This is a genomic window from Kitasatospora sp. NPDC004614 (genome assembly GCF_042873675.1).
Taxonomy (GTDB): Bacteria; Actinomycetota; Actinomycetes; order Streptomycetales; family Streptomycetaceae; genus Kitasatospora.
The window spans coordinates 52,294-76,093 of sequence record NZ_JBIALR010000016.1; the positions used below are offsets into that span (position 1 = coordinate 52,294).

A 23,800-nucleotide genomic window follows, 5' to 3' on the forward strand; every position below is an offset into this window, starting at 1 on the left:
TTGTCCTGACCGGCTCAGTAGTTGCCCAGTCCGCCGCAGACGTTCAGCGCCTGCGCGGTGATCGAAGCGGCGGTGTCGGTCGCCAGGTAGCCGACCAGGCCGGCCACCTCCTCCGGCGACGAGTAACGGCCGAGCGGGATCTTCGCCTGGAAGCGCTCCCGGATCTGCTCCTCGGTGGCGTCGTACGCGGCCGCGTACCCCTGCCGGACCCGCTGCGCCATCGGCGTCTCCACGTAACCCGGGCACACCGCGTTGACCGTGACACCGGTCTTCGCCAGCTCCAGGCCCAGCGCCTTGGTGAAACCCACCACCGCGTGCTTCGACGCCGAGTACGGGGCACCCAGCACCACGCCCTGCTTGCCGCCGGTCGACGCGATGTTGATCACCCGGCCCCAGCCGCGCTCCTGCAGACCACCCCGGTTCAGCACCTCACGGGTGGTCAGGAACACGCTGTTCAGGTTGGTGTCGATCACGTCGTACCAGAGCTCGTCGGCGATCTGCGCGGTCACCCCGCCGCCGCTGCGCCCGGCGTTGTTCACCAGCACGTCGATCCGGCCGTACTGCTCCAGCGCCGCGTCCACCAGCGCCTTCACCTGCTCGGGCTTACGGATGTCGGCAGTCGCGCCGGCCACCTCCAGGCCCTCCGCCCGCAGCTCCTTCACGGTCAGCTCGACCGCGTCCGCGCTGCGCGCGCAGATGAACACCGCCAGACCGCTCGCCGCCAGACCGCGGGCCACCGCCAGACCGATACCGCTGGTCGCACCCGTCACCAGAGCCACCCGCTGCTCGCCGCTCATCGGCGCACTCCTCTCGCTTCGCTCGTCAACGGCGAACAGCGTGCCGACGCCGTCTCGACACCCGATCGAGCCGCGCTCGGACCCCGCGGCTCCAGTTCCGTTCGAGGCCCCCACGACCCCGGACGGCGACGCTGCGACAGACCGCACCGGCCAGGAAAGGACTTCCCCCATGACCGCGACGGAGCAGGTGCCCGCCACCGCCACCGCCGAGCTGTACTTCCAGGTCCAGCAGTTCCTCGCGTCCCAGATGCAGCTGCTCGACAGCGGCCGGGTCGCCGAATGGGCCGCCACCTTCACCGAGGACGGCGTCTTCGCCGCCAACGCCCACCCCGAACCCGCCGCCGGCCGCGCCGCCATCACCGCCGCCGCCCAGGCCGCGACCGACGCGTACGCCGCCAAGGGCATCCAGCGACGCCACTGGCTCGGCATGGTCACCGTCGAACCCCGCGACGAGAACACCGCCGCCGTCCGCAGCTACGCCGTCGTCGTCGAAACCCCCAAGGGCGGCCAGGCCGCCATCCGCGTCAGCACCCTCTGCGAGGACCTCCTCGTCCGCGAATCCGGCCACTGGCTCGTCCAGCACCGCCAGGTCACCCGCGACGACCTCTGACCCCACCCCCACCCCGCTGTGCCCGCCCGCCCCCTCCCCCGGCCGGCGGGCACAGCCACGCCCGGGACGGAACACCTGCTGGGCCGCATCGTCCGAAACACCGAACCCGCGAACGGGCCTCGCTGCCGGGCACGGCGAAGGGGCGCGAGGGCCCGCACCCGGCGGAAGGGGAGGGGGGTCCCTTCCGGCGGGTGCGGGCGCTCGCGCCCCTGGGTGGTGGGTGTCAGGCGGCGACGGCCGCGTTCTCGGTGAGGCCGGCGTTGATGAACTGGAGCAGCAGGCGCGGCGTGTGGGCCTCGGCGACGGTCTCCTCGGCGAGTTCGATGTTGTACTCGCGCTCGATCCGGCCGGTGGTCTGGAGGACCGCCAGCGAGTCGTAGCCGAGGTCGTCGAGCGGGGTGTCGAGGACGTCGCCGTCGAGGTCGACGCTCTCGTCCTCGCCGGCGCATTCGCGGAGCAGGGCGGTGAGTTCGGTCAGGGTCATCTCGGCCATGGCTGGTGGTGCCTTTCTGGTGTGCGGTGCGGGGTGTGGGGTGCGGGGTGTGGGGGAGGTTCAGGCGGTGACGACGGCGGCGGAGTTGAAGCCGCCGGCGCCGCGGGCGAGGACGAGGGCGGTGCGGACCGTCGCGGGTCGGGCCGTGCCGAGGACGAGGTCGAGGTCGAGGCCGTCCGCGACGTGTTCGACGTTGACGGTGGGTGGGATGACCTGGTCCCGGAGGGTGAGCAGCGCGGCGGCCAGGTCGAGCGAGCCGCCGCCGGCGTAGAGGCGTCCGGTCATGGTCTTGGGGGCGGTGACGGGGACGCCGCGCGGCCCGAAGACGGCGCGCAGCGCGTCGGCCTCCTGCCGGTCGGGTTCGGTCGTGCCGGCGGCGTCGGCGAACACCACGTCCACCTGGTCGGGGGTCACCCCGGCCTCGGCAAGCGCAAGCAAGATCGTGCGTCGCAGCCCGGGTTCGAGCCCGCTGCCGGGCCGCGGGTCGAAGGTCGCGGCGTATCCGGCGAGTTGCCCGTAGACGGTGGCGCCGCGTTCCCGCGCCGATTCGGCGTTCTCGAGGATCAGGATCGCCCCGCCCTCCCCGGCCACGTATCCGGCCGCGTCGGGCGAGAACGGCAGGTAGGCGCGGGCGGGGTCGGTCGCGGTGGAGAGCCGGCCGCCGGCGAGTTGCGCGGCCCAGCCCCAGGGGCAGATGGAGCCGTCGACGCCGCCGGTGACGATGACCCGGCTGCCCTTGCGGAGCTGGCGGCGGGCCTGGGCGACGGCGTCGATGCCGCCGGCCTGCTCGCTGACCAGGACGCCGCTGGGGCCGCGCAGTCCGTGCCGGATGGAGATCTGGCCGGTGTTGACGGCGTAGAACCAGGCGAAGGACTGGTACGCGCTGACGTGCTTGCCGCCTCTGCTCCACAGCGCTTCCAGTTCGCGCTGGCCGAATTCGAAGCCGCCGGCGGAGGCGGCGGTGACCACGCCCGCGGCGTATTCGGGGAGTTGCTCGAGGTCGAGGCCGGCGTGGCCGATGGCTTCCTGGGCGGCGACCAGGGCGAGCCGGGTCATGTGGTCGGTCTGCGGGAGCAGTCGGCCGGGGATGTGTTCGGCGGGTGCGAAGCCGGGGACTTCGCCGGCCAGGGTGGCCGGGTACTGGGCGGCGTCGAACCGCTGGACGGGGCGGATGCCGCTGCGGCCTTCGAGGGTGGCCTGCCACCAGGCGTCGGTGCCGAGGCCGTTGGGGGCGGCCACGCCGATGCCGGTGAACACGGCCGTGGCAGTCCCAGTACGTTCCAGCAGGTCGCTGCTCATGCGGTCCTCCGCTCGGGTCGGGTGAGCACCATGGCGCTCTGGAAGCCGCCGAAGCCGCTGCCGACGCTCAGCACGGTGTCGATCTTCCGCTCGCGGGCGGTGAGGGGGGTGTAGTCGAGGTCGCACTCGGGGTCGGGTTCGTGCAGGTTGGCGGTGGGGGGCACGACGCCGTGTTCGATGGCGAGGGCGCTGGCGGCGATCTCCAGCGAGCCGATGGCGCCCAGCGAGTGACCGATCATCGACTTGATGGAGCTGACGGGGGTGGCGTACGCGTGGTCGCCGAGGCTGCGCTTGAACGCGGCGGTCTCGTGGCGGTCGTTCTGCTTGGTGCCGGAGCCGTGCGCGTTGATGTAGTCGACGGCGGTGCCGGGCAGCCGGGCCTCGTCGAGGGCGACCCGGATGGACTCGGCCATCTCCTTGCCGTCGGGCCGCAGTCCGGTCATGTGGTACGCGTTGGAGCGGGTGGCGAACCCGGCGATCTCGGCGTAGATGTGGGCGCCGCGGCGGCGGGCGGCGCCGAGTTCCTCCAGGACGAAGATCGCGGAGCCTTCGCCGAGCACGAAGCCGTTGCGGGTGCGGTCGAACGGCCGGGAGGCGTGCTCGGGGTCGTCGTTGCGCGGGGAGGTGGCCTTGATGGCGTCGAAGCAGGCGACCGAGATCGGCGAGATGGGGGCCTCGGTGGCGCCGGCGATCATCACGTCGGCGCTGCCTTCGCGGATGAGTTCGACGGCGTGGCCGACGGCGTCCAGGCCGGAGGTGCAGCCGGTGGAGACGACTCCGGCGGGGCCCTGCGCGCCGACGCTCCAGGCGACCTCGGCGGCGAACGAGCTGGGCACGAAGTAGTCGAACAGGTGCGGGACGGCGTAGCGGTGGTCGACCAGCCAGCCGCGGCCGCCGTCGCTGACCACGTTGTACTCGGTGTCCAGGCCCATGGTGGCGCCGACCGCGCTGCCGACGGTGACGCCGGTGCGGAACGGGTCGAGCGCGGCCAGGTCGAGTCCGCTGTCGGCGACCGCTTCGCGGGCGCTGACCACGGCGAACTGGGCCGCCCGGTCCATCCGGCGGATCTCCTGCGGGCTCAGCCCGGCGGCGACCGGGTCGAAGTCGGCCTCGGCGGCGATCCGCGAGCGGAACGAAGAGGCGTCGAAGAGCGAGATCGCCCTGGTCGCGGTCCGGCCGTCGGTGAGCAGCGACCAGAATTCCTTGCTGCCGACCCCGCCGGGGGCGACCACGCCGATCCCGGTGATGACCACTCGCCGGCTCATGGCCGCCTCCCCTTAGTCGTGTTCAACGCCGTTCCTTCCTCTTGTGGTTCTGCGGTTTCGCCGCTCGTGGTTCCGCGGTCGCGCCGCGTTCGCCGGTGGCCTGCGTCGCCGTCCGCGGTCGCGCCGCGTTCGCCGGTAGCCTGCGTCGCCGTCCGCGGTCGCGCCGCGTTCGCCGGTAGCCTGCGGCGGCGTCCTCAAGCCGCGCTCGACGCCGGGCGGGGCAACGCTCGCGACCCGGCCCGCGGGCCGTCGAGTTGCTCGGCGAGCAGCCGCGGCGCGGCCCGTTCCCGGACGAAGAAGTGGCCGCCGGGGACGGTGCGCAGCTCGAAGCCGCCCGGCGCGTACCGGGCCCACTGCGAGACCCCGGACAGCGGGGCGATCGGGTCGCCCTCGCCGGCCACCGCCAGCACCCGGGTGTGCAGCGGCTCGCCGCCGCGTTCGCAGATCGCCCGGCCCAGGTACAGGTCGTCGCGGAGCGCGGGCAGCACCCGGCGCCGCCACAGTCCGGTCGCCTCGTCCTCCTCGACGGCGCCGGGCGGCAGTACTCCGTATCCGACCAGCCGGCGCAGCAGTTCGGGGTCGGGCAGGGCGGCGGCGGCGAGCACCGGCGAGCGCAGGTGCGGGGGCAGGACGGCGCCGAGCGCGACCAGTTCGGGTTGCGGGCCGCCGGAGCGTTGGCGTGCGGCGGCCCAGGCGTGTGCGACCAGTCCGCCCAGGCTGTGGCCGTAGAGGGCGAACGGGCGGTCGAGCAACGGTTCGATCAGGGAGTCGAGTTCGGCGATCAGCCGGTCGGGGTCGGTGATCCGCCGTTCCCTGATCCGCGGGCCGCGCCCGGGCAGCAGCAGCGGCACCACGTCGGCGGAGGGGCCGATGACGGACTGCCAGCGGGCGAAGGCGGAGATCCCGGCCCCGGCGTGGTGGAAGCAGATCAGCCGGGGTGGCGGGGTGCCGCTCACTCCTCGACCAGGGCGACGGCGCGGGTCCAGCCCGCTCCGGCGCCGGCGATCTTGACCGGGAAGCAGGAGACGGTGAAGCCGTGTCCGGGCAGCTGGTCCAGGTTGGTGAGCCGTTCGACCTGGCAGTACTCGCGGCGCCGCCCGGCGAAGTGGGCGGGCCACAGTACGGACTTGTCGCCGGTCTCCTGGTAGCTGCGGATCATGTGCCCGAACGGGGCGTCCAGGCTCCAGGCGTCGGTGCCGATCACCCGAACCCCGAGGTCGAGCAGGTGGTCGGTGGCCGGGCCGTCGAGTCCGGCGAAATCGGTGAAGTACCGCGGGGTACCGGCGTGCCTCGAGGCGCCGGTGTACAGCAGCACGATGTCCATCGGCGCGGGCCGGTGGCCGAGTTCGGCGAAGGCCTTCTCGATCCGTTCGACGCCGATCACCCCGATCCCGACGTCGGAGACGTCGAGCACCAGGGCCGGCCGCAGGAACCAGTCCAACGGCATGGCGTCGATGTGGCGGGGCGTCCCGTAGTCGCCGACCGAGCCGTAGTGCGACGGCGCGTCGACGTGGGTGCCGGTGTGGCTGGTGAGGGTGAGTGTGTCCAGGGACAGCAGCTCACCGCCGGGCAGGTCGGCCGGGTCGAAGTCGAGGCCGAAGTGCAGGCGCATCTCGTCGGCCATGTGACGGGCGCCCTCGGCGGGCGTCATGATCTCGTGGACGATCGGGTCCGGCTCCCAGCCGGCCGCGTCCACCGGTGACGACAGGTCGATGATCCGCAAGTTCTCCCCCACGGTCGGGTGCGGGGTTCCGCGCCAGGTGGGCGGCGGAACGCGTGGGAGCACTGTGCGGTCGCCGCCTCGAACCTCGTTCGAGGCGGGGCAGGGCGGCGCTGGGGCCGCCGGGCCGTCAGGCGGCGAACAGGTCGAGGACCGGGGTGCGGCGGCCGGACCGTCCGTCGAGGGCTGGGTCGGCGGCCAGCATCGCCTGCTGGAGCTTGCGCACCCGCGGCGACGGTTCCAGGCCGAGTTCCTCCACCAGGCGCCCCCGCAGCCCCTGGTAGACCTCCAGCGCCTGCCACTGCCGGCCGGACCGGTACAGCGCGACCATGGCCTGGGCGTGCAGCCCCTCGTGCAGAGGGTGACGGACCGTCAGTCCGGTGAGTTCGGCGACCAGGTCGGCGTGCCGGTCGAGCCGCAGGTCGGCCTCGATGCGGCGCTCCAGCACCCGCAGCCGGCTCTCCTCCAGCCGGGCCAGTTCGATGTCCAGGATCGGCCCGACCTTGACGTCCACCAGTGCGGGGCCGCGCCACAGCGCCAGCGCCTCGCGGTAGATCTCGGCGGCGGTCTCGTCGTCGCCGGCGTCGGTGGTGTCCCGGCCGAGTTCGGCGAGCCGGTCGTACTCGTGCACGTCGACGGCGCCGGGCTGGACCTCCAGCAGGTAGCCGCCGTGCCGGGTGACCAGGATGTCCTTGGCCCCGCAGGGGGCGTCCGGGCCGAGCGCCTGACCGAGCAGCCGGCGCAGGTGGAGGATGTACGTCTGGAGGGTGGTGAGGGCGCTGCGCGGGGCGTCCATGCCCCACAGCTCCTCCAGCAGGGTCGGCACCGGGACGACCTGGTTGGCGTACAGCGCGAGCAGCGCGAGGATCTGCCGGGGCTTGCCGGCGCTCGGCACGATGGAGCTGCGCCGCGTCTCGGCGCTCAGCGGGCCGAGCACTCTGATGTCCATGAGGGTTCCTCCCGTGGATTGGCCCGTCCGGCGACTGCCGGGACGCGCCGTGGGGGATGCGGGACCGGAGCGGTTCCGCTGCCGTCATCAGGCTCCCTCGGCCGGCTCCGCGGCGGCCAGTGCCAGGCTCCCGAGCGGGGCATGCGTTTCGGCACCCGGCGGACGTGAATCCTTCACATCCGGCTCGTGAGGCTGGCACTGGCTGCCACCGGGCCGCCGCCAGGAGACTTCTGGTCACATCGAGCGAACAGCGACTCGAACTCGACCACGGGAGAGACCATGGGCCCCCACGCCAGTGTCATCGGTCAGGACGACGACCTCTTCATCGAGGATCTGAGCCAGCACTCCTCCGCCGCCCGGCCGACCGGCCCCGGCATCTTCTGCTTCTGCCGCGCCGCCGACGCCTACCTGACCGCCCCGGCCGAGGCCACCTCCGGACGCCTGGCGTGAGCGACCTCCTCGACCCGGCCGGCCCCGGCCCGTTCCTCGCCTTCCGGCCGCACCTGAGCGTGCAGCAGGTTCCCGGCGAGGCGGTCTACCTGATCTCGGACCAGCAGGTCACCGCGCTGCACGGAGCGCAGATCGCCCGGCTGGCACCGCTGTTGGACGGGACGAGGAGTCTGCACGACCTCCAGCGGGAGACCGCCGGTCAGCTCGGCGCGGAGCAGACCGCCGCTCTGGTCGCCAAACTGCGCCGGGCCGGGCTGGTGTCCGAACGCCCGGCCGGGCCGGCCACCGCCCAGCACGGCTACTGGTCGGCCGCCGGGCAGGACGAACTCGCGGCGGGCGAGCGGCTCGGCGCGGCCACCGTACGGGCGATCGGCCCGGACGGCGCCGACCGGCCCGAGCTGCGCGGCGCGCTGGACGCCGCGGGCCTGCACACCGTCACCGAAGGCCTCCGCGCCGACCTGACGGTGGTGCTCTGCGAGGACTACCTGGACCCGGCGCTCGGCGCGATCGACGCCGCGCACCGGGCTGCCGGCCGGCCCTGGCTGCCGGTCCGGGCGAACGGCGTGGAGTCCTGGATCGGCCCGTTCTTCGGGCCCGACGGGGCGTGCTGGAGCTGCCTGGCCGACCGGCTGTGGTGCGGCCGGCAGGTCGAGGCGCACGTCCAGCGCGCCCTGGAGCGCACCGGCCCGGCCCCGCGCCGCGCCTGCTCGCTGCCCGCGGCCCGCACCGCGGCGCTGCAACTGTCCGCGCTGGAGGCCACCAAGTGGCTGGCCGGCCACCGGTATCCGGGCCAGCGGCAGCTGTGGACGCTGGACTCGCTCACCCTGGACGGCCGCCGGCACCCCGTCACCCGCCGCCCGGAGTGCCCGCAGTGCGGCGACCCCGGACTGGTCGCCGCACGCATCAACGCACCCGTGGTGCTGCGTTCGCGGCCCAAGGCGCAGACCGACGGCGGCGGGCACCGGGCGCTGACGCTGGAACAGATGATGGAGCGCTACGGCCACCACGTCGATCCGCTGACCGGCCTGGTCAAGGAGATCCGCCGCGACCCGCGCGGACCCGCCGAGCTGAACTGCTTCCACGCCGGGCTGAACCCGGTGGGCGGCGCCGCCGGCCTGGCCTCGGTCCGCGCCGGGCTGCGCGCCAACGCCTCCGGCAAGGGGCAGACCGCCCTGCAGGCCGAGGTCGGCGCGCTCGCCGAGTCGCTGGAGCGGCACTCCGGCCACCTGCAGGGCGGCGAGCCGATCGTCCGCGGCCGCTACCGGGAGCTGGCGGCGGACGCCGTCCACCCCGACACCGTCCAGCTGTTCGACCCGCGGCAGTTCGCCGGCCGCGAGGAGTGGAACGCCCGGGCGGGCGCCTTCCACCAGATCGCCGACCCGTTCGACGAGAACGACCCGATCGACTGGCTGCCGGTGTGGTCGCTGACCGAGCAGCGGCAGAAGCTGATGCCCGCCGCACTCCTCTACTACAACGCCCCGCAGCAGCGCGGCCGCCGCTACTGCCTGGCCAACTCCAACGGCGCGGCGGCCGGCGGCACCCTGGAGGACGCCGTCCTGCAGGGCTTCCTGGAACTGGTGGAACGCGACGCCATCGCGCTGTGGTGGTACAACCGCACCGCGCAGCCCGGCATCGACCTGGACGCCTGCCCCGACCCGTGGGTCGCCCGGCTGCGCGACCTGCACGCCTCGCTGCACCGCGAGGTGTGGGCGATCGAGCTGACCTCCGACCTGGGCATCCCGGTGGTCGCGGCGTTCTCCCGCCGCACCGACAAGCCGGCCGAGGACATCATGCCCGGCTTCGGCGCCCACCTGGACCCGGCGATCGCCCTGCGCCGCGCCCTCGCCGAGGTCAACCAGCTGCTGCCGAACGTGGTGGACGCCCGCGCCGACGGCACCGGCTACGGCTTCACCGACCCGCAGGCGATGGACTGGATGCGCACCGCGAAGGTCGCCGAACTCCCGTACCTGCTGCCCGACCCGGCCCGCCCGGCCCAGGGCCGCTCCTCGGTATTCGGCCCGCACGACGACCTGCGCGACGACGTCACGGCCGCCGAGCAGCTGGTCCGCCGGGCCGGAATGGAACTGCTGGTGCTCGACCAGACCCGCCCGGAGGCCGGCCTGCCGGTCGCCAAGGTCGTGGTGCCGGGCCTGCGCCCGCACTGGAACCGGTTCGCCCCCGGCCGCCTGTTCGACGTGCCGGTGCGACTGGGCCGCCTCACCGCGCCCACCCCGTACCACCTGCTCAACCCCGTACCGCTGTTCGTCTGAACAGCGCCCCGCTCACCGTGCTGGATGACTGATGCGTATCGAATGCCTGGCCGCCCCGCAGCTCAACGAGCTGTGGTCGCTGCGCGAGGACACCCTGGTCGACCCGGACGACGGGCCGGACGGCACCCTCACCGTCCAGACCCGCTGGGGGCCGGTGCACTTCGAGAACCCCGACCCGGTGCTGCGGACCGCACTGGAGCGGATGACGCTCGGCCCGGTGTCACTGAGCAACGTGCTGCCGGGCTTCCCCGGCCTGGAGGACCTCGACCGGCCCGAGGCCCACTCCCCCGAGGTGGCCGCGCTGCTGCGCGGGCTGCGCCGGATCCGCCACTGCCTGGTGCGCACCCTGGCGCTCGGCGGCACCCCGCTGCTGAGCGTCGTCCCGCTGGCCCGCGACACCTGGTTCGTCCCGCAGCCGGTGCCCGAGGACCGGCCGTGCCGGCTGTCCCGGTTCGCGGTGCTGCGCTGGGCCGAGGGCGGGCTGCGCCTGGAGTCGCCGCTCGCCCACCACCGGGTGCAGCTGCACCGCCCCGAGATGGTGCAGCTGCTGGGCCTGCTGTCCGGCGGCGACCGGCCGGTGGGCCTGCAGCTCGACCAGGAGGTGACCGAGGCCGCGATCGGCTACCTGCTGGCCTCCCGGATCGCGGTCGCCGCCGAGCACCCCGCCGTCGGCGCCGACGCGCCCCGGTACGCCGAGGACGACGACCCGACGCTGGCCGGCTGGTCCGCCGACGACATGATGGTGCACGCCCGCAGCCGGCTCGGCCGCAGCGACGGCCCGTTCGGCGCGACCTTCGCCCACCTGGGCCGGATGCCCGCCGAGCCGGCCGTCAAGCCGCTCGGCGCCCGCACCGCCGTCCCGCTGCCCCGCCCCGACCTCGGCGAACTGCGCACCTCCGACGAGCCGTTCAGCTCGGTGCTGGAGCGCCGCCGCTCGCTGCGCCGGTACGGCCCGGCACCGCTGAGCACCCGTCAGATCGGCGAACTGCTGTTCCGGGCCTGCCGGATCCGCGAGGGCGCCGACCGGGACCGGCGGCCGTACCCGAGCATGGGCTCGGTGTACGCCCTGGAGCTGTACCTGGTGGCCGGCCCGGACACCGAACTGCCGCCCGGCGTCTACCACTACGACCCGCTCGGCCACCTGCTGGAGCCGCTGGACGCGCCCGCCGCCGAGACCGCCGAGCTGCGGGAGGCCGCCCAGGCCACGCTGGCCGCCGACAGGCCGCCGCCGCTGCTGCTGGTGATCACCGCCCGGTTCCGGCGCGCCACCCAGGCCTTCAGCGGCATCGCCTACACCAGCCTGATGAAGGACGTCGGCGTGCTGATGCAGAACCTCTACCTGGTGTCGACCGCGATGGGCCTGGCCCCGTGCGCGCTCGCCTCCGGCAACTCGGACACCGCCGCCCGCGCCTTCGGACTGGACTGGGCCGTCGAGTCGAGCGTCGGAGAGTTCGTGGTCGGTACGAGCCCGCCGGCAGCAGACCTGGGCTAGGCATGTCCCGTACGATCCGGGAGCAGCGGCAAGCGGGAAACGTACGAGTCCGAGGGGGAAATCGTGAACGATGAGGCTTCATGGCCGAAACCCGACCCGGGCGGCAACCAGCTGGCACCGAAGGCCGCGGTGACGATCACCGCCCTGGTGTTCCTCGGCTACACCGGAGTGGCGACCAGTTACGTCCTCGCACTGCACCCCAGCGGCCTGCTGCTGTCCGGCACGCTGGTCCTGCTGGCGCTGCTGCTGGGCATCCAACTGGTGCATTCCTTCCCGCGGTTGGTCCCCTCGCTGGCCAGGCGCTGGCCGGTGACGCTGGCCGTGCAGGCGGTGATCACCTACGTGCCGTTCTGCTGGCTGGGCCCGCTGTGGATCGGCATCCCGAGCTTCCTGGCCGGATCGATGCTGCTGCTGTTGCGGCCGGTGGTGGCCTGGCCCGGGTTCGTCGGCGTGGTGGTGGGCAGCAACGTGCTGATGCTGCTGATGGGTGACCCGGTCGGTGAGACCTTCTACATCTCGGTCGCCACGGTCACCAACGGCCTGGTGATCTTCGGACTGTCCCGCCTGACCGACCTGGTGATCGAGGTGCACCGCTCGCGCGCCGAACTCGCCAACCTGGCGGTGGCGCAGGAGCGTCTGCGGTTCGCCCGCGACCTGCACGACCTGCTCGGCTACAGCCTCTCCGCGATCACCCTCAAGTGTGAACTCGCGTACCGGCTGGTGCCAGGCCAGCACGAGCTGGCACAGCAGGAGTTGACGGAGATTCTGCAGACGGCCCGTCAAGCCCTATCGGACGTCCGGGCGGTGGCCCGCGGCTACCGGGAGATGTCGCTCAGCGCGGAGGTGGAGAGCGCCAAGGCGATGCTGGCCACGCTCGGGGTGCGCTGCACCGCCCGGCTGGACTTCGGGCTGCTGCCGCAGCAGGTCGAGACGGTGCTGGCGACGGTGCTGCGCGAGGGACTGACCAACATGCTGCGGCACAGCAAGGTCGAGCAGTGCGAGATCTCGGCGGTCCGCGAGGGCCGGATCGTCCGGTTCCGGCTGGCCAACGACGGCGTCGGGCGCACCGTGCCCGGGCAGCCGCCGCTGGTGCGGGACACCGGCGGCGGCAGCGGCATCGGCAACCTCACCACTCGGGCGCGCGAGCTCGGCGGCACGCTGACCGCGGGCCCGCACGGCACCGGCTGGTTCGTGGTGGAGGCCGCGATCGACCTGGACGCGGCGACGCTGGCGCTGTCGGGCTCCGGCGGCACCGGCCGCCGGAACGCGCCCGCCCAGGCGGCCTGAGCGGGCGCGTTCCGGCGAACCGTCAGAGCCAGCCGGCGTCCCGGGCGATCCGGATCGCGTCCACCCGGTTGCGGGCGTTCAACTTGCCGACCACGGTGGTCAGATAGTTGCGGACGGTCCCGGCGGACAGGAACAGCCGGGCGGCGATCTGCCCGGCCTCCATGCCGTCCGCGGCGAGCCGGAGCACCTCCAGCTCGCGGCAGGTGAGCGGCGAGGGCTCGGAGTCGAGCGCGGCGACCGCCAGCGCCGGGTCGATCGCCCGCCCGCCGGCCGCCACCGTCCGGATGGCGGCGGCCAGTTGGCCCGGTTCGATGTCCTTCAGCAGGAACCCGGCGACGTGCGCGGCCATGGCCCGGCGCAGATTGCCGGGCCGGCCGAGACTGGTGAGGATCAGCGTCCGGCAGGCCGGCACTTCCCTGGCCAGTTCTCCGGCCGCGGTGATGCCGTCCATTCCCGGCAGGTCGATGTCGAGCACGGCGACGTCCGGCGCGCTCTCTTTCGCCCGGGTCACCACCTCCGCTCCGGACCCGGTCTCCGCCACCACGTCCAGGTCGGGTTCCAGCTGTAGTAGCGCGACCAGGGCTCTGCGCAGCACCTGCATGTCCTCCGCCAACAGCACGCGAATCATTGGCTTGCCCCCGTTATTTCCACAGACTTGACACACGATCAGGCTGAACAATAACGATCTCAGCGCAGCTTGTGATCTTCTGGGGCAAACGGATTTTCAGGGTCCGCGGCTACCGGGCACCGGCCTTCAACAGGTTCACCACCTCCGCGAGGAAGCCGCCGTCGAGCATGGTGGAGACCGCGGTGTCCGCCACCGCCTGATGCCCGGCGTCGTGACAGGCGATGCTCACCAGGTAGCCGCGTTTGAGGGCATACGTACCGAACGTCCACTCGCCGAACCCGGCCGCCGCACCGTCCGGGGTGTGCAGGGCCGTCCCCGGGCCGGAACCGAACTCGGCGAACCCGAACTCGGTGAAGCCCAGCCGCATGCCCTGCCCGAGCGCCTTCGTGTACGCCTCCTTCAGCGTCCACAGCCGCAGCAGCTGCTTCTCCTGCCGCCGCGCCGGCAGCCCGCCCAGCCAGCCCCGCTCGGCGGGCGTGCACAGCAGGCGCCGCATGTCCTGGTAGCGGACCTTGCGGTCGGCCAGTTCGGTGTCCACCCCGATCCGGCCGCGCCGGCTCAGCCCCACCACGATCAGGTCCCGGGTGTGGCTGATGCTGACGTCGATCTGGTCGCAGCCCCGCAGGTACGGCCGGCCGCCGGGCTTGTAGCCCAGCTCCACCGCGTCCGGCGGCACCTGCAACGCGGCCCCCGCCGCGTACCTGACGAGCAGCCGGGACGCCGCAAACCGCTCCCGGGTGCGGACCTGCTCCAGCGAACTGAGCCGCTGCCAGTCGCGGTTGCCGAGGAACTGCCGCAGGTCCGGCTCGGCCAGCACCGCGTCCTGCCACTGCTCGGTGTAGGCGTACACCACCGCGTGCCCGTGCCAGGCCATCGCCTGCCGCACCTGCAGCCACTTGGCGCCCGGCCCGGGCATCAGCAGTGGCGCGTTCACCGCCTCCTGATAGCTCGTCACTGCGCCCCTCCTCCGGCCGGCGGCGTGTCGTACAGGTCCAGGGAGCGCCCGCCGGCCACCCGCTCCAGCACCTCGTCGTGCACCCGCCGCACGCAGTCCGCGGACGGCGGCGGAACCGGCAGGCCGAGCCGGCGGGCCAGCCGGGACAGCGCCAGCGCCGGCCACGCCGGGTCGGCCGGGAAACCGCCCCCGCCCCGCCGGGCCTCCCAGCCGCCGAGCGCCGACCCCGCCGCCGCCAGCAGCGCGTACCGCTCCACCAGCGCGCACCAGGACGGGCTGGCCAGGGCGGCGGCGCTGTCCGCGGGCAGCGCCAGCGCCCGTTCCCGCACCGCCGACAGCTCCTCGGCCAGCACCCCGGCCAGTTCGGCCAGGGCCGCCCCGTCCGGCCCCGCGGGCGGGCGGGCGCGCAGCCGGGCCGCCGCGCCCGTCAGCGTGGCCGCCAGGAAGTCGGTGCCGCCGGCCACCCCGAGCCCGCCCAGGTCGAGCGGCGGCAGCGGCTCCTCCCAGGCGTACAGCGCGGCCGGCGGCTCGTCCGCCCGCAGCCAGGACTCCCGGGCCAGCAGCGGCAGTTGCGGGATCAGCACGGCCTGGCAGGCGGCCGTCCCGACGTGCCCGAGGCTCGCCGCCGGCAGGTCCCGCAGCAGCTTCTGCAGGCTGCCGGGCCCGCCCGCCCGGTCGTACCCGGCCGCGCCGAGCACCGTGGACAGCTCCTCCACGTCCTCCTGCAGCAGGTCGGGCACCAGGTACTTCACGGCCGCCGCACCCAGGTGGGCGCTGTCCGGCAGCAGGTGCAGGGCCCGCAGCACGGCGGTGGCCATCGCGTCGCACACCAGCAGATCGGCGAACACCCCTGCCAGCAGCGCCCGGTGGCGCGGCCCGCTGGCCGCCCGGGCGGCGGCCCGCAGCACCGTGTCGGCGGCGGCGACCACCACCGCCGGGATCAGCGTCCGGTTCAGCTGGAAGGTGCGCAGCGCCAGCCGGACGCCTTCGCCGTCCGGTCCGACCCGCGCGTCCTCGGGCACCGGGAGGTCGGTGAACTCCAGCCCCGCGAACCGGCATCCGCGCAGGCCCGTACTGATCCGCCGCGGCAGCACCGTCAGCGCGCCGCCGGCCTCCGCCGGGTCCACCAGCAGCACCGAGTGACTGCCGCCCTGCTGCCCGGTGCGGGCGTACACCACCACCGCACCGGCCCGGTCGGCGTTGATCACCACGTCCTTGCGCCCGCGCAGCAGGTACCCGTCGCCGTCCGCGACGGCCCTGAACTCCCCCTGCCACATCGCGTTGCCGTGCGCCAGCGAGTGGTGCGCGATCGCCACCGGCCGCCCGTCCAGCAGCAGCCGGGCCAGCCGGCGCCGCTGCCCCGGGCTGCCGGCCGCCCACACCGGGGCGGCGGCGAACAGCGAGGTGATCCCGTGCCCGAATCCCAGCGAGACGTCCCGCCGGAACACCGGCCGCAGCACCCGCGCCAGCACGTCGGCCCGCTCGAAGCGCCCGCCGAGCTCCACCGGCACCAGCTCGGCCCCGAACCCGCCCTCGTGCAGCACGGCCACCGCGCCCTCGGCGGGCTCGGCCCGCTCGTCGGCGGCCAGCAGCGCCCGGAACCCGGCCGGATTCTCCGGGTCGTCGGGATCCCCGAGCCGCCGCTCCCACTCCGCGACGCGCTCCCGGACCCGTTGCTCGGTGACGCCCACCGGGCCCGCGGCGACGGCGAGTTCGGCCCACTCGTCCTGCTGCTCGATCACGTTCACCGGACCACCTCCCGGGGCGGCGCCGGCAGCGTCTCGTCGAGTTCGGCGTACACCGGTCGCAGGTCTCCGCGCAGGAACAGTTGCCGCATCGTCGAGCGCCGGACCTTGCCGCTGGTGGTGCGGCGCACCGAGCCGGGGCGGACCAGCAGCACGCCGGCCGGCCGGGCGCCGAACTCGTCGGCCAGGCAGCCGCGCACCCGCGCGGCCAGCGCCGCCAGCGCGGCCTGGTCGCGGCCGGGGTGCCGGACCTCCTGGACGACGACCAGCCGGTCGGGCTGGTCGGCGCCGAACACCACGGCGGAGGCCAGGCGTTCGCCGCAGTCGATCAGGCGGCGTTCCATCTCCTGGGGGTGGACGCTCTGCCCGGCCACCACCACGGTGTCCTTGAGCCGTCCGGTCAGGTACAGCTCGCCGTCGCTGAGGACGCCGAGGTCACCGGTGCGCAGGAAGCCGCGGGCGCCGTCGGCGGTGACGGCGCCGAACACCTCGGCGGTCTCCAGCGGCCGCTGCCAGTAGCCGGCGGCGACGGCCGCCCCGCGCACCCACACCTCGCCCTCGGCGCCGTCGGGCAACTCGGCCCGGGAAGCCGGGTCGACGATCCGCACCTCGCCACCGCGCGGACGGCCGCAGCTGACCACCCGCCGGCCGTCGCCCGCGCCCACCGGCAGCCCGGTCCGGACCGCGACCGGGCCGCCGCCGGTGGTGCTGACCAGCAGGGTGGCCTCGGCCAGCCCGTACCCGGCGACCATCGCCCCGGGCCGCAGCCCGGCCGCGGCGAACCGCCCGGCGAACGCCTCCACGGTGGCGGCGGACACCGGCTCGGCGGCGTTCACGGCGGTCTCCCAGCGCGACAGGTCGAGTCCGGCGAGTTCCGCGTCGGTGACCTCGGCGGCGCACCGGGCGTACGCCGAGTCGGGGGCCGCGGCCACCGTCACGCCGTACCGGTCGATCGCCTCCAGCCAGCGCGCCGGACGGCCCAGGAACAGCCGGGGCGGCATCAGCACGGCGGTCGCGCCCAGCCACAGCGGGTGCAGCAACTGCCCGATCAGGCCCAGGTCGTGGTAGCAGGGCAGCCAGCCGCCGATCCGCGAACCGGCGTGGGTGCCGAGCGCCTGCTGGATCTCCCGCATGGTGGCCAGCAGGTTGGCGTGGGTGACCTGGACGCCGCGCGGGGCGGCGGTGGTGCCGGAGGTGTACTGGATCAGCGCGACCGCCTCCGGGCCGAGCCGGGCCGGCTGCCACCCGTCCGCCGCCGGCAGCGCCGTGTCGACGGCCAGGCAGAGCACCGCGCCGCGCCCCGCGTCGGACAGCCGGCGCGAGACGTCCGCGGCGTGCCGGGCGACGGTGAGCACCACGGCCGCGCCGGTCTCCCGGGCGATCGCGGTGGTCCGCTCGGCGGCGGCCGCGGACGTCGACGGCGGCGGGACGGGCACCGCGACGGCGCCCGCGTACAGGCAGGCCACCACCGCGACGGCGAGGTCGACGCCGGTCTCCAGCGCCACCAGCACCGGCCGGCCGGCCACCTGGCGTTCCGTCAGCCACTGGCCCAACTCGCGGGCCCGACGGTCGAGTTCGCCGTAGCTCGCGGAGCGCGCACCGGGAGCGGGATCGTGTGGATCGCCCGGTTCGAGGACCGCAGGGTCGGCGGCCGCACGGGCGAACCGCTCGGCCAGGGCCTCGGTCAGAGTCGCCGGCTCCCGCATTCCGCACCTCCGGAGGTTCCGCGCCCGGCCCGCTCGTCGGGCGGCGCTGCGTCCAGTCTCCGGTGGGCCGCTCAACCGCCTCTTGAAGCCCGCTCTCCTCCGGCTCGGCCGCTCCCGCACGGTCATCGCCGCACCCCGTCACCGGGCAGCAGCCGCCTCAGGTGCAGCAGTTCGGACCGCAGCTCGAGTTCGACCGCGCTCAGCGGAACGTCCGGGATCAGCTGCTCGGGGTGCCCGGGCGGCGGCGGCAGCAGCGTGATCGGCGGCTCCAGCGGCCACGGCCGCTCCACCGGCCGCCCCAGCAGCATCGCCTCGTACCGGGACGCCGCCGTACAGAGATACATGTCGCCGAGCAGCGACAGTCCCCACAGCAGCCGTCTCACGGCCGCCCCCAGCAGCCTCCGTCCCGAACGGGTCACCCCGGCCATTACTCCACCTCGCTTCGTCTCCGGCATATCGCGGTGGGCAGGATCCGGCCGACGGCTGGAGCGCCGCTCGAACCGCGCCGGAGAACGAACCGTGCCGAAAAACGACGGTGCCGGAAAACGACGGTGCCCGCCCCCGGTTCGGGGACGGGCACCGTACGGAGCAGCAGCCTCAGGCCAGCTTCTCCAGGATCAGGTCCTTGACCTTCGCCGCGTCGGCCTGCCCGCGGGTGGCCTTCATGACGGCGCCGACCAGCGCGCCGACCGCCTGCACCTTGCCGTCGCGGATCTTCGCGGCGACGTCGGGGTTGTCGGCGATCGCCTGGTCGACGGCCGCGCCGAGCGCCGAGTCGTCCGAGACCACGGCCAGGCCGCGCTTCTCGACGACCTGGTCCGGCTCGCCCTCGCCGGCGAGGACGCCCTCGATGACCTGGCGGGCCAGCTTGTCGTTCAGCTTGCCCTCGGCGACCAGCGCGCACACCCGGGCCACCTGCGCCGGGGTGATCGGCTGCTCGGACAGCTCGGTGCCGGTCTCGTTGGCGCGCCGCGCCAGCTCGCCCATCCACCACTTGCGGGCCTGGTCGGCGGGGGCGCCGGCCGCGATGGTCTCGGTGATCGGCTCGACCGCGCCGGCGTTCAGCACCGACTGCATGTCCTGGTCGTTCAGACCCCACTCGGCCTGCAGCCGGGCCCGGCGGACCCGCGGCAGCTCGGGCAGTTCGGCCCGCAGCTCCTCGACCCACTCACGGGCCGGGGCGACGGGGACCAGGTCGGGCTCCGGGAAGTACCGGTAGTCCTCGGCGTTGTCCTTGATCCGGCCGGCCGTGGTGGAGCCGTCCTCCTCGTGGAAGTGCCGGGTCTCCTGGACGATCGTCCCGCCGTCGGTCAGCACGGTGGCGTGGCGCATGATCTCGAACCGGGCGGCCCGCTCCACGCTGCGCAGCGAGTTGACGTTCTTGGTCTCGCTGCGGGTGCCGAACTTCTCGGTGCCGTTGGGGCGCAGCGACAGGTTGACGTCGCAGCGCATCTGGCCCTTGTCCATCCGGGCCTCGGAGACGCCCAGCGCCTTGATCAGCTCGCGCAGCTCGGCGACGTACGCCTTCGCGACCTCGGGGGCCCGGTGGCCCGCGCCCTCGATCGGCTTGGTGACGATCTCGATCAGCGGGATGCCGGCCCGGTTGTAGTCGAGCAGCGAGTACTCGGCGCCGTGGATGCGGCCGGTCGCGCCACCGACGTGGGTGGACTTGCCGGTGTCCTCCTCCATGTGGGCGCGCTCGATCTCCACGCGGAAGACCTCGCCGTCCTCCAGCTGCACGTCGAGGTAGCCGTTGAAGGCGATCGGCTCGTCGTACTGGCTGGTCTGGAAGTTCTTCGGCATGTCCGGGTAGAAGTAGTTCTTCCGGGCGAACCGGCACCACTCCGCGATCTCGCAGTTCAGCGCGAGACCGATCCGGATCGCCGACTCCACACCGACCGCGTTGACCACCGGCAGCGAGCCGGGCAGGCCGAGGCAGGTCGGGCAGGTCTGCGAGTTCGGTTCCGCGCCCAGCTCGGTGGAGCAGCCGCAGAACATCTTGGTCTTGGTACCCAGCTCGACGTGGACCTCAAGGCCCATCACCGGGTCGTACGAGGCGAGTGCCTCCTCGTAGGAGACCAGGCTCATGACGCTCACAGCGTCCCTTCTTCAGTCATGGGAGGTTCAGCCGAGCAGGACGTCGTCGTCGCCGAGACGCTTGAGCTCGCGGACGAGGAGCGCGGTCCCGGTGATCAGGGCGGCGGCCCCGACCACGGCGTTGATCAGCTTGAGGGTGTCGTTGTCCTCACGGGCGTGGCGGATGTCCTTGACGATGGAGATCGCCCCGAACGCGCTTCCGCCGATGGACAGCCACAGGCCGGGCTTCGAGTGCTTCCAGCCCTTGGCCTTCTCGATCTTGCTCATAGTGCCGGTGCCTCCTCCAGCAGGGTGTGACCCCACTTGTCGTTGAGCGCGGCCTCGACGGCGCCGCCCACGCGGTAGAGGCGGTCGTCCGCCATCGCGGGGGCGATGATCTGCAGGCCGACCGGGAGATTGTCCTCCGGGGCGAGCCCGCAGGGCAGCGACATGGCCGCGTTGCCCGCCAGGTTCGAGGGGATGGTGCACAGGTCGGCGAGGTACATCGCCATCGGGTCGTCCGCCCGCTCGCCGATCGGGAACGCGGTGGTCGGCGTGGTCGGGGAGATCAGCACGTCCACACCGGCGAACGCGGCGTCGAAGTCCCGGGAGATCAGCGTCCGGACCTTCTGCGCCGAGCCGTAGTAGGCGTCGTAGTAGCCGGAGGACAGCGCGTAGGTGCCGAGGATGATGCGGCGCTTGACCTCGTCACCGAAGCCGGCCTCACGGGTCAGCGCGGTGACCTGCTCGGCGGAGCGGTTGCCGTCGTCGCCGACCCGCAGGCCGTAGCGCATCGCGTCGAACCGGGCCAGGTTCGAGGAGCACTCGGACGGGGCGATCAGGTAGTACGCGGGCAGCGCCAGCGTGAACGACGGGCAGGACACCTCGACGACCTCGGCGCCCAGCTCGCGCAGCAGCTCCACCGACTCGTTGAAGCGCTGCATGACGCCGGGCTGGTAGCCCTCGCCGGCGAACTCCTTGACGATGCCGATCCGCATGCCGCGGATGTCACGCATCTTCGCGGCCTCGACGACGGCCGGCACCGGCGCGTCGATCGAGGTGGAGTCCAGCGGGTCGTGGCCGGCGATCGCCTCGTGCAGCAGCGCCGCGTCCAGCACGGTGCGGGCGCACGGGCCGCCCTGGTCCAGCGAGGACGAGAAGGCGACCAGGCCGTAGCGGGACACCGCGCCGTAGGTCGGCTTGACGCCGACGGTGCCGGTGACGGCGCCGGGCTGGCGGATCGAGCCGCCGGTGTCGGTGCCGATCGCCAGCGGCGCCTCGAACGCGGCGAGCGCCGCCGCGGAGCCGCCGCCGGAGCCGCCGGGGATCCGGGTCAGGTCCCACGGGTTGCCGGTCGGGCCGTACGCCGAGTTCTCGGTGGAGGAGCCCATCGCGAACTCGTCCATGTTGGTCTTGCCGAGGATGACGACGTCGGCGTCCTTCAGACGCCGCGTCAGCGTGGCGTCGTAGGGCGGGATCCAGCCCTCGAGCATCTTCGAACCACAGGTGGTCGGGATGCCCTTGGTGGTGAAGACGTCCTTCAGCGCCAGCGGCACACCGGCCAGCGGGCTGAGCTGCTCGCCCTTGGCCCGCTTGTCGTCGACCTTGCGGGCGGCGGCCAGCGCGCCCTCGTTGTCGACGTGCAGGAAGGCGTTGACCTTCTTGTCGACGGCGTTGATGCGGTCCAGGTGGGCCTGCGCGACCTCGACGGCCGACACCTCGCCCTTGGCGATCGCGGAGGCCGTCTCGGCCGCCGTGTACTTGATCAGGTCGGTCATCTCGGTCAGTCCTCCCCGAGGATCTGCGGCACGCGGAAACGCTGGTCCTCACTCGCCGGGGCGCCGGACAGCGCCTGCTCCGGGGTCAGCGACTGTCGCACCTCGTCCGCCCGCATGACGTTGCTCAGCGGGAGCGGGTGGGAGGTCGGCGGGACGTCCTGCCCCGCGACCTCGGAAACGCGGGCGACCGCGCCGATGATCACGTCGAGCTGCTCGGCGAAGTGGTCCAACTCCTCCGCCTGCAACTCCAGACGCGACAGCCGGGCGAGGTGGGCGACCTCCTCGCGCGTGATGCCAGGCATGCAGCGATCCTCAAGGGTGAGTTCCGGTAGACCGGGCGGCCCTGGGCACACCCGTCCTTTTTGGTCTTGAGGGCCATCCTATGTGCCCCTTCAGGGGCGCGGGGAACTGCGCGAGGCGGAAGGGGACCAACAGCAAGGTCCGCCCGGGGACAGAACTCCCTCCCCGGACGGACCTCGCGAACGAACAACTATCGCGGCAGCGAGGAAACCGCCCCCGTCCGCCGCACCTGCAGCCACGCCGTCGCCTGGTCGACCGGCAGCGCGGCCGACACCAGCCACCCCTGCACGGCGTCCACCCCGAGGTCGTGCAAGCGCTCCCAGGTCTCGTCGTCCTCGACGCCCTCGGCGACCACCGTCAGGCCCAGCGAGTGGGCGAGTTCGACGGAGCAGCGGACCACCGCCGCGTCGTGGTCGTCGGCGACCATCCGGGAGACGAACGAGCGGTCGATCTTCAGTTCGCCGACCGGGAGGCTGCGCAGCCGCACCAGTGAGGAGTGCCCGGTGCCGAAGTCGTCCAGCGACATCCGCACGCCGTAGCGGCGCAGTTCGGCCAGTGTGTCGGCGGCCCGCCGGCTGTCGTCGAGCAGCAGCCGTTCGGTGATCTCCAGTTGGAGCGCCTCGGCGGGGACCTGGTGCCGGGTGAGGTGTCCGGCGACCCGGGCGGCGAAACCCGGATTGAGGACGTCCCGCGGCGAGACGTTGACGGCGACCGGCACCATCAGGCCCTGGTGGCGCCAGCGGGCGATCTGCCCGACGGCGCTCTCCAGCACGTAGTCGGTGAGCCGGGGCATCAGGCCGGAGGACTCGGCGAGGCTGATGAACTCGTCGGGGGGCACCCGGCCCTGCCCGGGCCGTTCCCAGCGCACCAGCGCCTCCAGGCCGACCACCCGGCCGTCGAAGGCGACCTTCGGCTGGTAGTGCAGGGCGACCTCGTTCATCTCCAGCGCCCGCCGCAGGTCGCCGAGCAGGCCGATCCGGTACGGGGTCTCCAAGTCCCGTGCCTCGTCGTACAGTTCGACGCCGCTGCGGCTGTGCTGGGCGTGGCCCATCGCCACGTCGGCGCGCCGCAGAAGCGATTCTGCGTCCTGGGCGTGCGTCGGGTGCACACAGACCCCGGCACTGGCCTCCAGCACCAGCAGCAGCCCGTCCAGCCGGATCGGTGCGGCAAGTTCGGTGATCAGCGCCTTGGCGATCCGCTCCAGCAGTTCGGGACTGCCGACGCCGGGGAGCAGCACCGCGAACTCGTCGCCGCCCATCCGGGCCACCACCGGGCGTTCGCTGCGGCGGCGCACCTGCGGGGGCAGCACGGCGGTGTCCGGGCCCGGCGCGAAGCTGGGGCCGGAGCGCAGCGCCCGGTGCAGGCGGCGGGCGATGTGCACCAGCAGCCGGTCGCCGGCGGTGTGCCCGAGCGCGTCGTTCAGCGACCGGAAGCGGTCCAGGTCGAGCAGGATCAGGCCGACGCTGTAGCCGTCCTCGCCCTCGTGCGCGGCCAGCGCCTCCTGGGTGGCGATCAGCAGGGCCTGCCGGTTGGGCAGGTCGGTCAGCGGGTCGGTGAGCTGGTCCCTGGCCCGGTCCCGGGCGATCCGCCAGGCGGCGACCAGTACGGCCAGCGGAACCGCGAACAGCGGGAGCAGTTCGGGTTCGTAGCGGTACACCAGGACGGCCAGCGGGATCAGCGGCGCGGCCCCGGCCAGCAGGACGCCGAGCAGCAGCACCGCCCCCGCCATCCCCTGCGGCGGGCGTGTGGGCGCGCCGCCGGTCGTACGATCCATAAGCCCAGTCCTCCGTCGGGCCCGCCCCCGCTGGGCCGCCTCACGGTGAGGCACCCCCTCCTCGGGATGCCGGTGGACGTCAGACGAGGGCGTGTCCCCGGGGCTCCGGCAGAACCGGTGCCACACACTCCTGCTGACAGTTCGTAGCGCCCAGGGTAAGCCGGGGTCCGCCGTACGGGCGCACTTTCCGGTCACCTCCGAGCGCG

At 73.6% G+C, this 23,800-nt stretch carries 21 protein-coding genes and 1 pseudogene; 5 read left to right on the forward strand and 17 right to left on the reverse strand.

Features of this window, described 5'->3' with window-relative positions; genetic code table 11:
* Positions 1 to 14: 14 nt before the first annotated feature.
* The gene (locus tag ACFYST_RS27510; RefSeq protein WP_387866157.1) at positions 15 to 797 is read right to left on the reverse strand and encodes an SDR family NAD(P)-dependent oxidoreductase; all 783 of its coding nucleotides are present in this window, start codon (positions 795 to 797) and stop codon (positions 15 to 17) included.
* 169 nt (positions 798 to 966) lie between these two features.
* Here ACFYST_RS27510 and ACFYST_RS27515 point away from each other — a divergent pair, with 169 nt between their 5' ends.
* Positions 967 to 1,407, forward strand: a complete 441-nt coding sequence (locus tag ACFYST_RS27515) for a nuclear transport factor 2 family protein (RefSeq protein WP_387866158.1) — start codon at positions 967 to 969, stop codon at positions 1,405 to 1,407.
* A 223-nt stretch (positions 1,408 to 1,630) separates the two neighbouring features.
* On the opposite strand, the gene ACFYST_RS27520 is transcribed toward ACFYST_RS27515, so the two are convergent.
* From ACFYST_RS27520 to ACFYST_RS27545, 6 genes are all read right to left on the reverse strand, one after another.
* Complete coding sequence (locus ACFYST_RS27520) at positions 1,631 to 1,900, reverse strand: acyl carrier protein (RefSeq protein ID WP_387637018.1); 270 nt, start codon at positions 1,898 to 1,900, stop codon at positions 1,631 to 1,633.
* Between the two features lie 60 nt (positions 1,901 to 1,960).
* Positions 1,961 to 3,199, reverse strand: coding sequence for a ketosynthase chain-length factor (locus ACFYST_RS27525; RefSeq protein ID WP_387637020.1), 1,239 nt, complete (start codon positions 3,197 to 3,199; stop codon positions 1,961 to 1,963).
* Positions 3,196 to 4,464: a beta-ketoacyl-[acyl-carrier-protein] synthase family protein gene (locus ACFYST_RS27530; RefSeq protein ID WP_387637022.1), complete on the reverse strand. Its 1,269-nt coding sequence runs from the start codon at positions 4,462 to 4,464 to the stop codon at positions 3,196 to 3,198. Before ACFYST_RS27530 ends, ACFYST_RS27525 begins: the two co-directional genes overlap by 4 nt.
* 194 nt (positions 4,465 to 4,658) lie before the next feature.
* Positions 4,659 to 5,420 carry a thioesterase II family protein gene (locus ACFYST_RS27535; RefSeq protein ID WP_387637024.1) on the reverse strand — a complete coding sequence of 254 codons (762 nt, stop codon included), beginning with the start codon at positions 5,418 to 5,420 and terminating at the stop codon, positions 4,659 to 4,661.
* Positions 5,417 to 6,187, reverse strand: coding sequence for a cyclase family protein (locus tag ACFYST_RS27540; RefSeq protein WP_387638824.1), 771 nt, complete (start codon positions 6,185 to 6,187; stop codon positions 5,417 to 5,419). The genes ACFYST_RS27535 and ACFYST_RS27540 overlap by 4 nt, the downstream gene beginning before the upstream one ends.
* A gap of 127 nt (positions 6,188 to 6,314) precedes the next feature.
* Positions 6,315 to 7,133, reverse strand: a complete 819-nt coding sequence (locus tag ACFYST_RS27545; protein WP_387637026.1) for a BTAD domain-containing putative transcriptional regulator — start codon at positions 7,131 to 7,133, stop codon at positions 6,315 to 6,317.
* 279 nt (positions 7,134 to 7,412) lie between these two features.
* On the opposite strand from ACFYST_RS27545, the gene ACFYST_RS27550 reads away from it, so the two are divergent.
* The 4 genes from ACFYST_RS27550 to ACFYST_RS27565 all read left to right on the forward strand — a co-directional run bounded on the left by ACFYST_RS27550 (position 7,413) and on the right by ACFYST_RS27565 (position 12,632).
* The gene (locus ACFYST_RS27550) at positions 7,413 to 7,583 is read left to right on the forward strand and encodes a hypothetical protein (protein WP_387637028.1); all 171 of its coding nucleotides are present in this window, start codon (positions 7,413 to 7,415) and stop codon (positions 7,581 to 7,583) included.
* A complete protein-coding gene (locus ACFYST_RS27555; RefSeq protein WP_387866160.1) occupies positions 7,580 to 9,853 on the forward strand; it encodes a TOMM precursor leader peptide-binding protein in 2,274 nt (757 codons plus the stop codon). The genes ACFYST_RS27550 and ACFYST_RS27555 overlap by 4 nt, the downstream gene beginning before the upstream one ends.
* Positions 9,854 to 9,884: 31 nt before the next feature.
* A complete protein-coding gene (locus ACFYST_RS27560) occupies positions 9,885 to 11,345 on the forward strand; it encodes a SagB family peptide dehydrogenase (RefSeq protein ID WP_387866162.1) in 1,461 nt (486 codons plus the stop codon).
* A 63-nt stretch (positions 11,346 to 11,408) separates the two neighbouring features.
* The gene (locus tag ACFYST_RS27565) at positions 11,409 to 12,632 is read left to right on the forward strand and encodes a sensor histidine kinase (protein WP_387866164.1); all 1,224 of its coding nucleotides are present in this window, start codon (positions 11,409 to 11,411) and stop codon (positions 12,630 to 12,632) included.
* 22 nt (positions 12,633 to 12,654) lie between these two features.
* Here the strand turns inward: ACFYST_RS27565 and ACFYST_RS27570 are convergent, their stop codons facing one another.
* The 10 genes and pseudogenes from ACFYST_RS27570 to ACFYST_RS27615 form a co-directional block, all read right to left on the reverse strand.
* On the reverse strand, positions 12,655 to 13,260 hold the full coding sequence (locus ACFYST_RS27570; RefSeq protein ID WP_387866166.1) for a DNA-binding response regulator: 606 nt from the start codon (positions 13,258 to 13,260) through the stop codon (positions 12,655 to 12,657).
* Between the two features lie 109 nt (positions 13,261 to 13,369).
* Positions 13,370 to 14,215 (reverse strand): 4'-phosphopantetheinyl transferase family protein, encoded by an 846-nt coding sequence (locus tag ACFYST_RS27575; protein ID WP_387637042.1) that lies wholly within the window; start codon positions 14,213 to 14,215, stop codon positions 13,370 to 13,372.
* On the reverse strand, positions 14,212 to 15,963 hold the full coding sequence (locus ACFYST_RS27580) for an acyl-CoA dehydrogenase (protein WP_387866169.1): 1,752 nt from the start codon (positions 15,961 to 15,963) through the stop codon (positions 14,212 to 14,214). The genes ACFYST_RS27575 and ACFYST_RS27580 overlap by 4 nt, the downstream gene beginning before the upstream one ends.
* On the reverse strand, positions 15,960 to 17,666 hold the full coding sequence (locus ACFYST_RS27585; RefSeq protein ID WP_387866172.1) for a fatty acyl-AMP ligase: 1,707 nt from the start codon (positions 17,664 to 17,666) through the stop codon (positions 15,960 to 15,962). Before ACFYST_RS27585 ends, ACFYST_RS27580 begins: the two co-directional genes overlap by 4 nt.
* A gap of 122 nt (positions 17,667 to 17,788) precedes the next feature.
* Positions 17,789 to 18,094, reverse strand: a complete 306-nt coding sequence (locus tag ACFYST_RS27590) for a DUF6059 family protein (protein WP_387637050.1) — start codon at positions 18,092 to 18,094, stop codon at positions 17,789 to 17,791.
* A 169-nt stretch (positions 18,095 to 18,263) separates the two neighbouring features.
* Complete coding sequence (gatB, locus tag ACFYST_RS27595) at positions 18,264 to 19,763, reverse strand: Asp-tRNA(Asn)/Glu-tRNA(Gln) amidotransferase subunit GatB (protein ID WP_387637053.1); 1,500 nt, start codon at positions 19,761 to 19,763, stop codon at positions 18,264 to 18,266.
* Between the two features lie 27 nt (positions 19,764 to 19,790).
* Positions 19,791 to 20,030, reverse strand: a complete 240-nt coding sequence (locus ACFYST_RS27600) for a hypothetical protein (RefSeq protein ID WP_387637056.1) — start codon at positions 20,028 to 20,030, stop codon at positions 19,791 to 19,793.
* Positions 20,027 to 21,520: an Asp-tRNA(Asn)/Glu-tRNA(Gln) amidotransferase subunit GatA gene (gene gatA / locus ACFYST_RS27605; protein ID WP_387637059.1), complete on the reverse strand. Its 1,494-nt coding sequence runs from the start codon at positions 21,518 to 21,520 to the stop codon at positions 20,027 to 20,029. The genes ACFYST_RS27600 and gatA overlap by 4 nt, the downstream gene beginning before the upstream one ends.
* Before the next feature lie 5 nt (positions 21,521 to 21,525).
* Positions 21,526 to 21,822, reverse strand: a complete 297-nt coding sequence (gene gatC / locus ACFYST_RS27610) for an Asp-tRNA(Asn)/Glu-tRNA(Gln) amidotransferase subunit GatC (protein WP_035866399.1) — start codon at positions 21,820 to 21,822, stop codon at positions 21,526 to 21,528.
* A 221-nt stretch (positions 21,823 to 22,043) separates the two neighbouring features.
* Positions 22,044 to 23,531 (reverse strand): annotated as a pseudogene (locus tag ACFYST_RS27615) (putative bifunctional diguanylate cyclase/phosphodiesterase); the annotation flags it as partial.
* Positions 23,532 to 23,800: the final 269 nt, after the last annotated feature.

Bases quoted from the DNA above. Each gene is read 5' to 3' on its own strand.
- ACFYST_RS27510 (WP_387866157.1), bottom strand. From the start codon at position 797: ATGAGCGGCGAGCAGCGGGTGGCTCTGGTGACGGGTGCGACCAGCGGT.
- ACFYST_RS27515 (WP_387866158.1), top strand. From the start codon at position 967: ATGACCGCGACGGAGCAGGTGCCCGCCACCGCCACCGCCGAGCTGTAC.
- ACFYST_RS27520 (WP_387637018.1), bottom strand. From the start codon at position 1,900: ATGGCCGAGATGACCCTGACCGAACTCACCGCCCTGCTCCGCGAATGC.
- ACFYST_RS27525 (WP_387637020.1), bottom strand. From the start codon at position 3,199: ATGAGCAGCGACCTGCTGGAACGTACTGGGACTGCCACGGCCGTGTTC.
- ACFYST_RS27530 (WP_387637022.1), bottom strand. From the start codon at position 4,464: ATGAGCCGGCGAGTGGTCATCACCGGGATCGGCGTGGTCGCCCCCGGC.
- ACFYST_RS27545 (WP_387637026.1), bottom strand. From the start codon at position 7,133: ATGGACATCAGAGTGCTCGGCCCGCTGAGCGCCGAGACGCGGCGCAGC.
- ACFYST_RS27550 (WP_387637028.1), top strand. From the start codon at position 7,413: ATGGGCCCCCACGCCAGTGTCATCGGTCAGGACGACGACCTCTTCATC.
- ACFYST_RS27560 (WP_387866162.1), top strand. From the start codon at position 9,885: ATGCGTATCGAATGCCTGGCCGCCCCGCAGCTCAACGAGCTGTGGTCG.
- ACFYST_RS27570 (WP_387866166.1), bottom strand. From the start codon at position 13,260: ATGATTCGCGTGCTGTTGGCGGAGGACATGCAGGTGCTGCGCAGAGCC.
- ACFYST_RS27585 (WP_387866172.1), bottom strand. From the start codon at position 17,666: ATGCGGGAGCCGGCGACTCTGACCGAGGCCCTGGCCGAGCGGTTCGCC.
- ACFYST_RS27590 (WP_387637050.1), bottom strand. From the start codon at position 18,094: ATGGCCGGGGTGACCCGTTCGGGACGGAGGCTGCTGGGGGCGGCCGTG.
- ACFYST_RS27600 (WP_387637056.1), bottom strand. From the start codon at position 20,030: ATGAGCAAGATCGAGAAGGCCAAGGGCTGGAAGCACTCGAAGCCCGGC.
- gatA (WP_387637059.1), bottom strand. From the start codon at position 21,520: ATGACCGACCTGATCAAGTACACGGCGGCCGAGACGGCCTCCGCGATC.
- gatC (WP_035866399.1), bottom strand. From the start codon at position 21,822: ATGCCTGGCATCACGCGCGAGGAGGTCGCCCACCTCGCCCGGCTGTCG.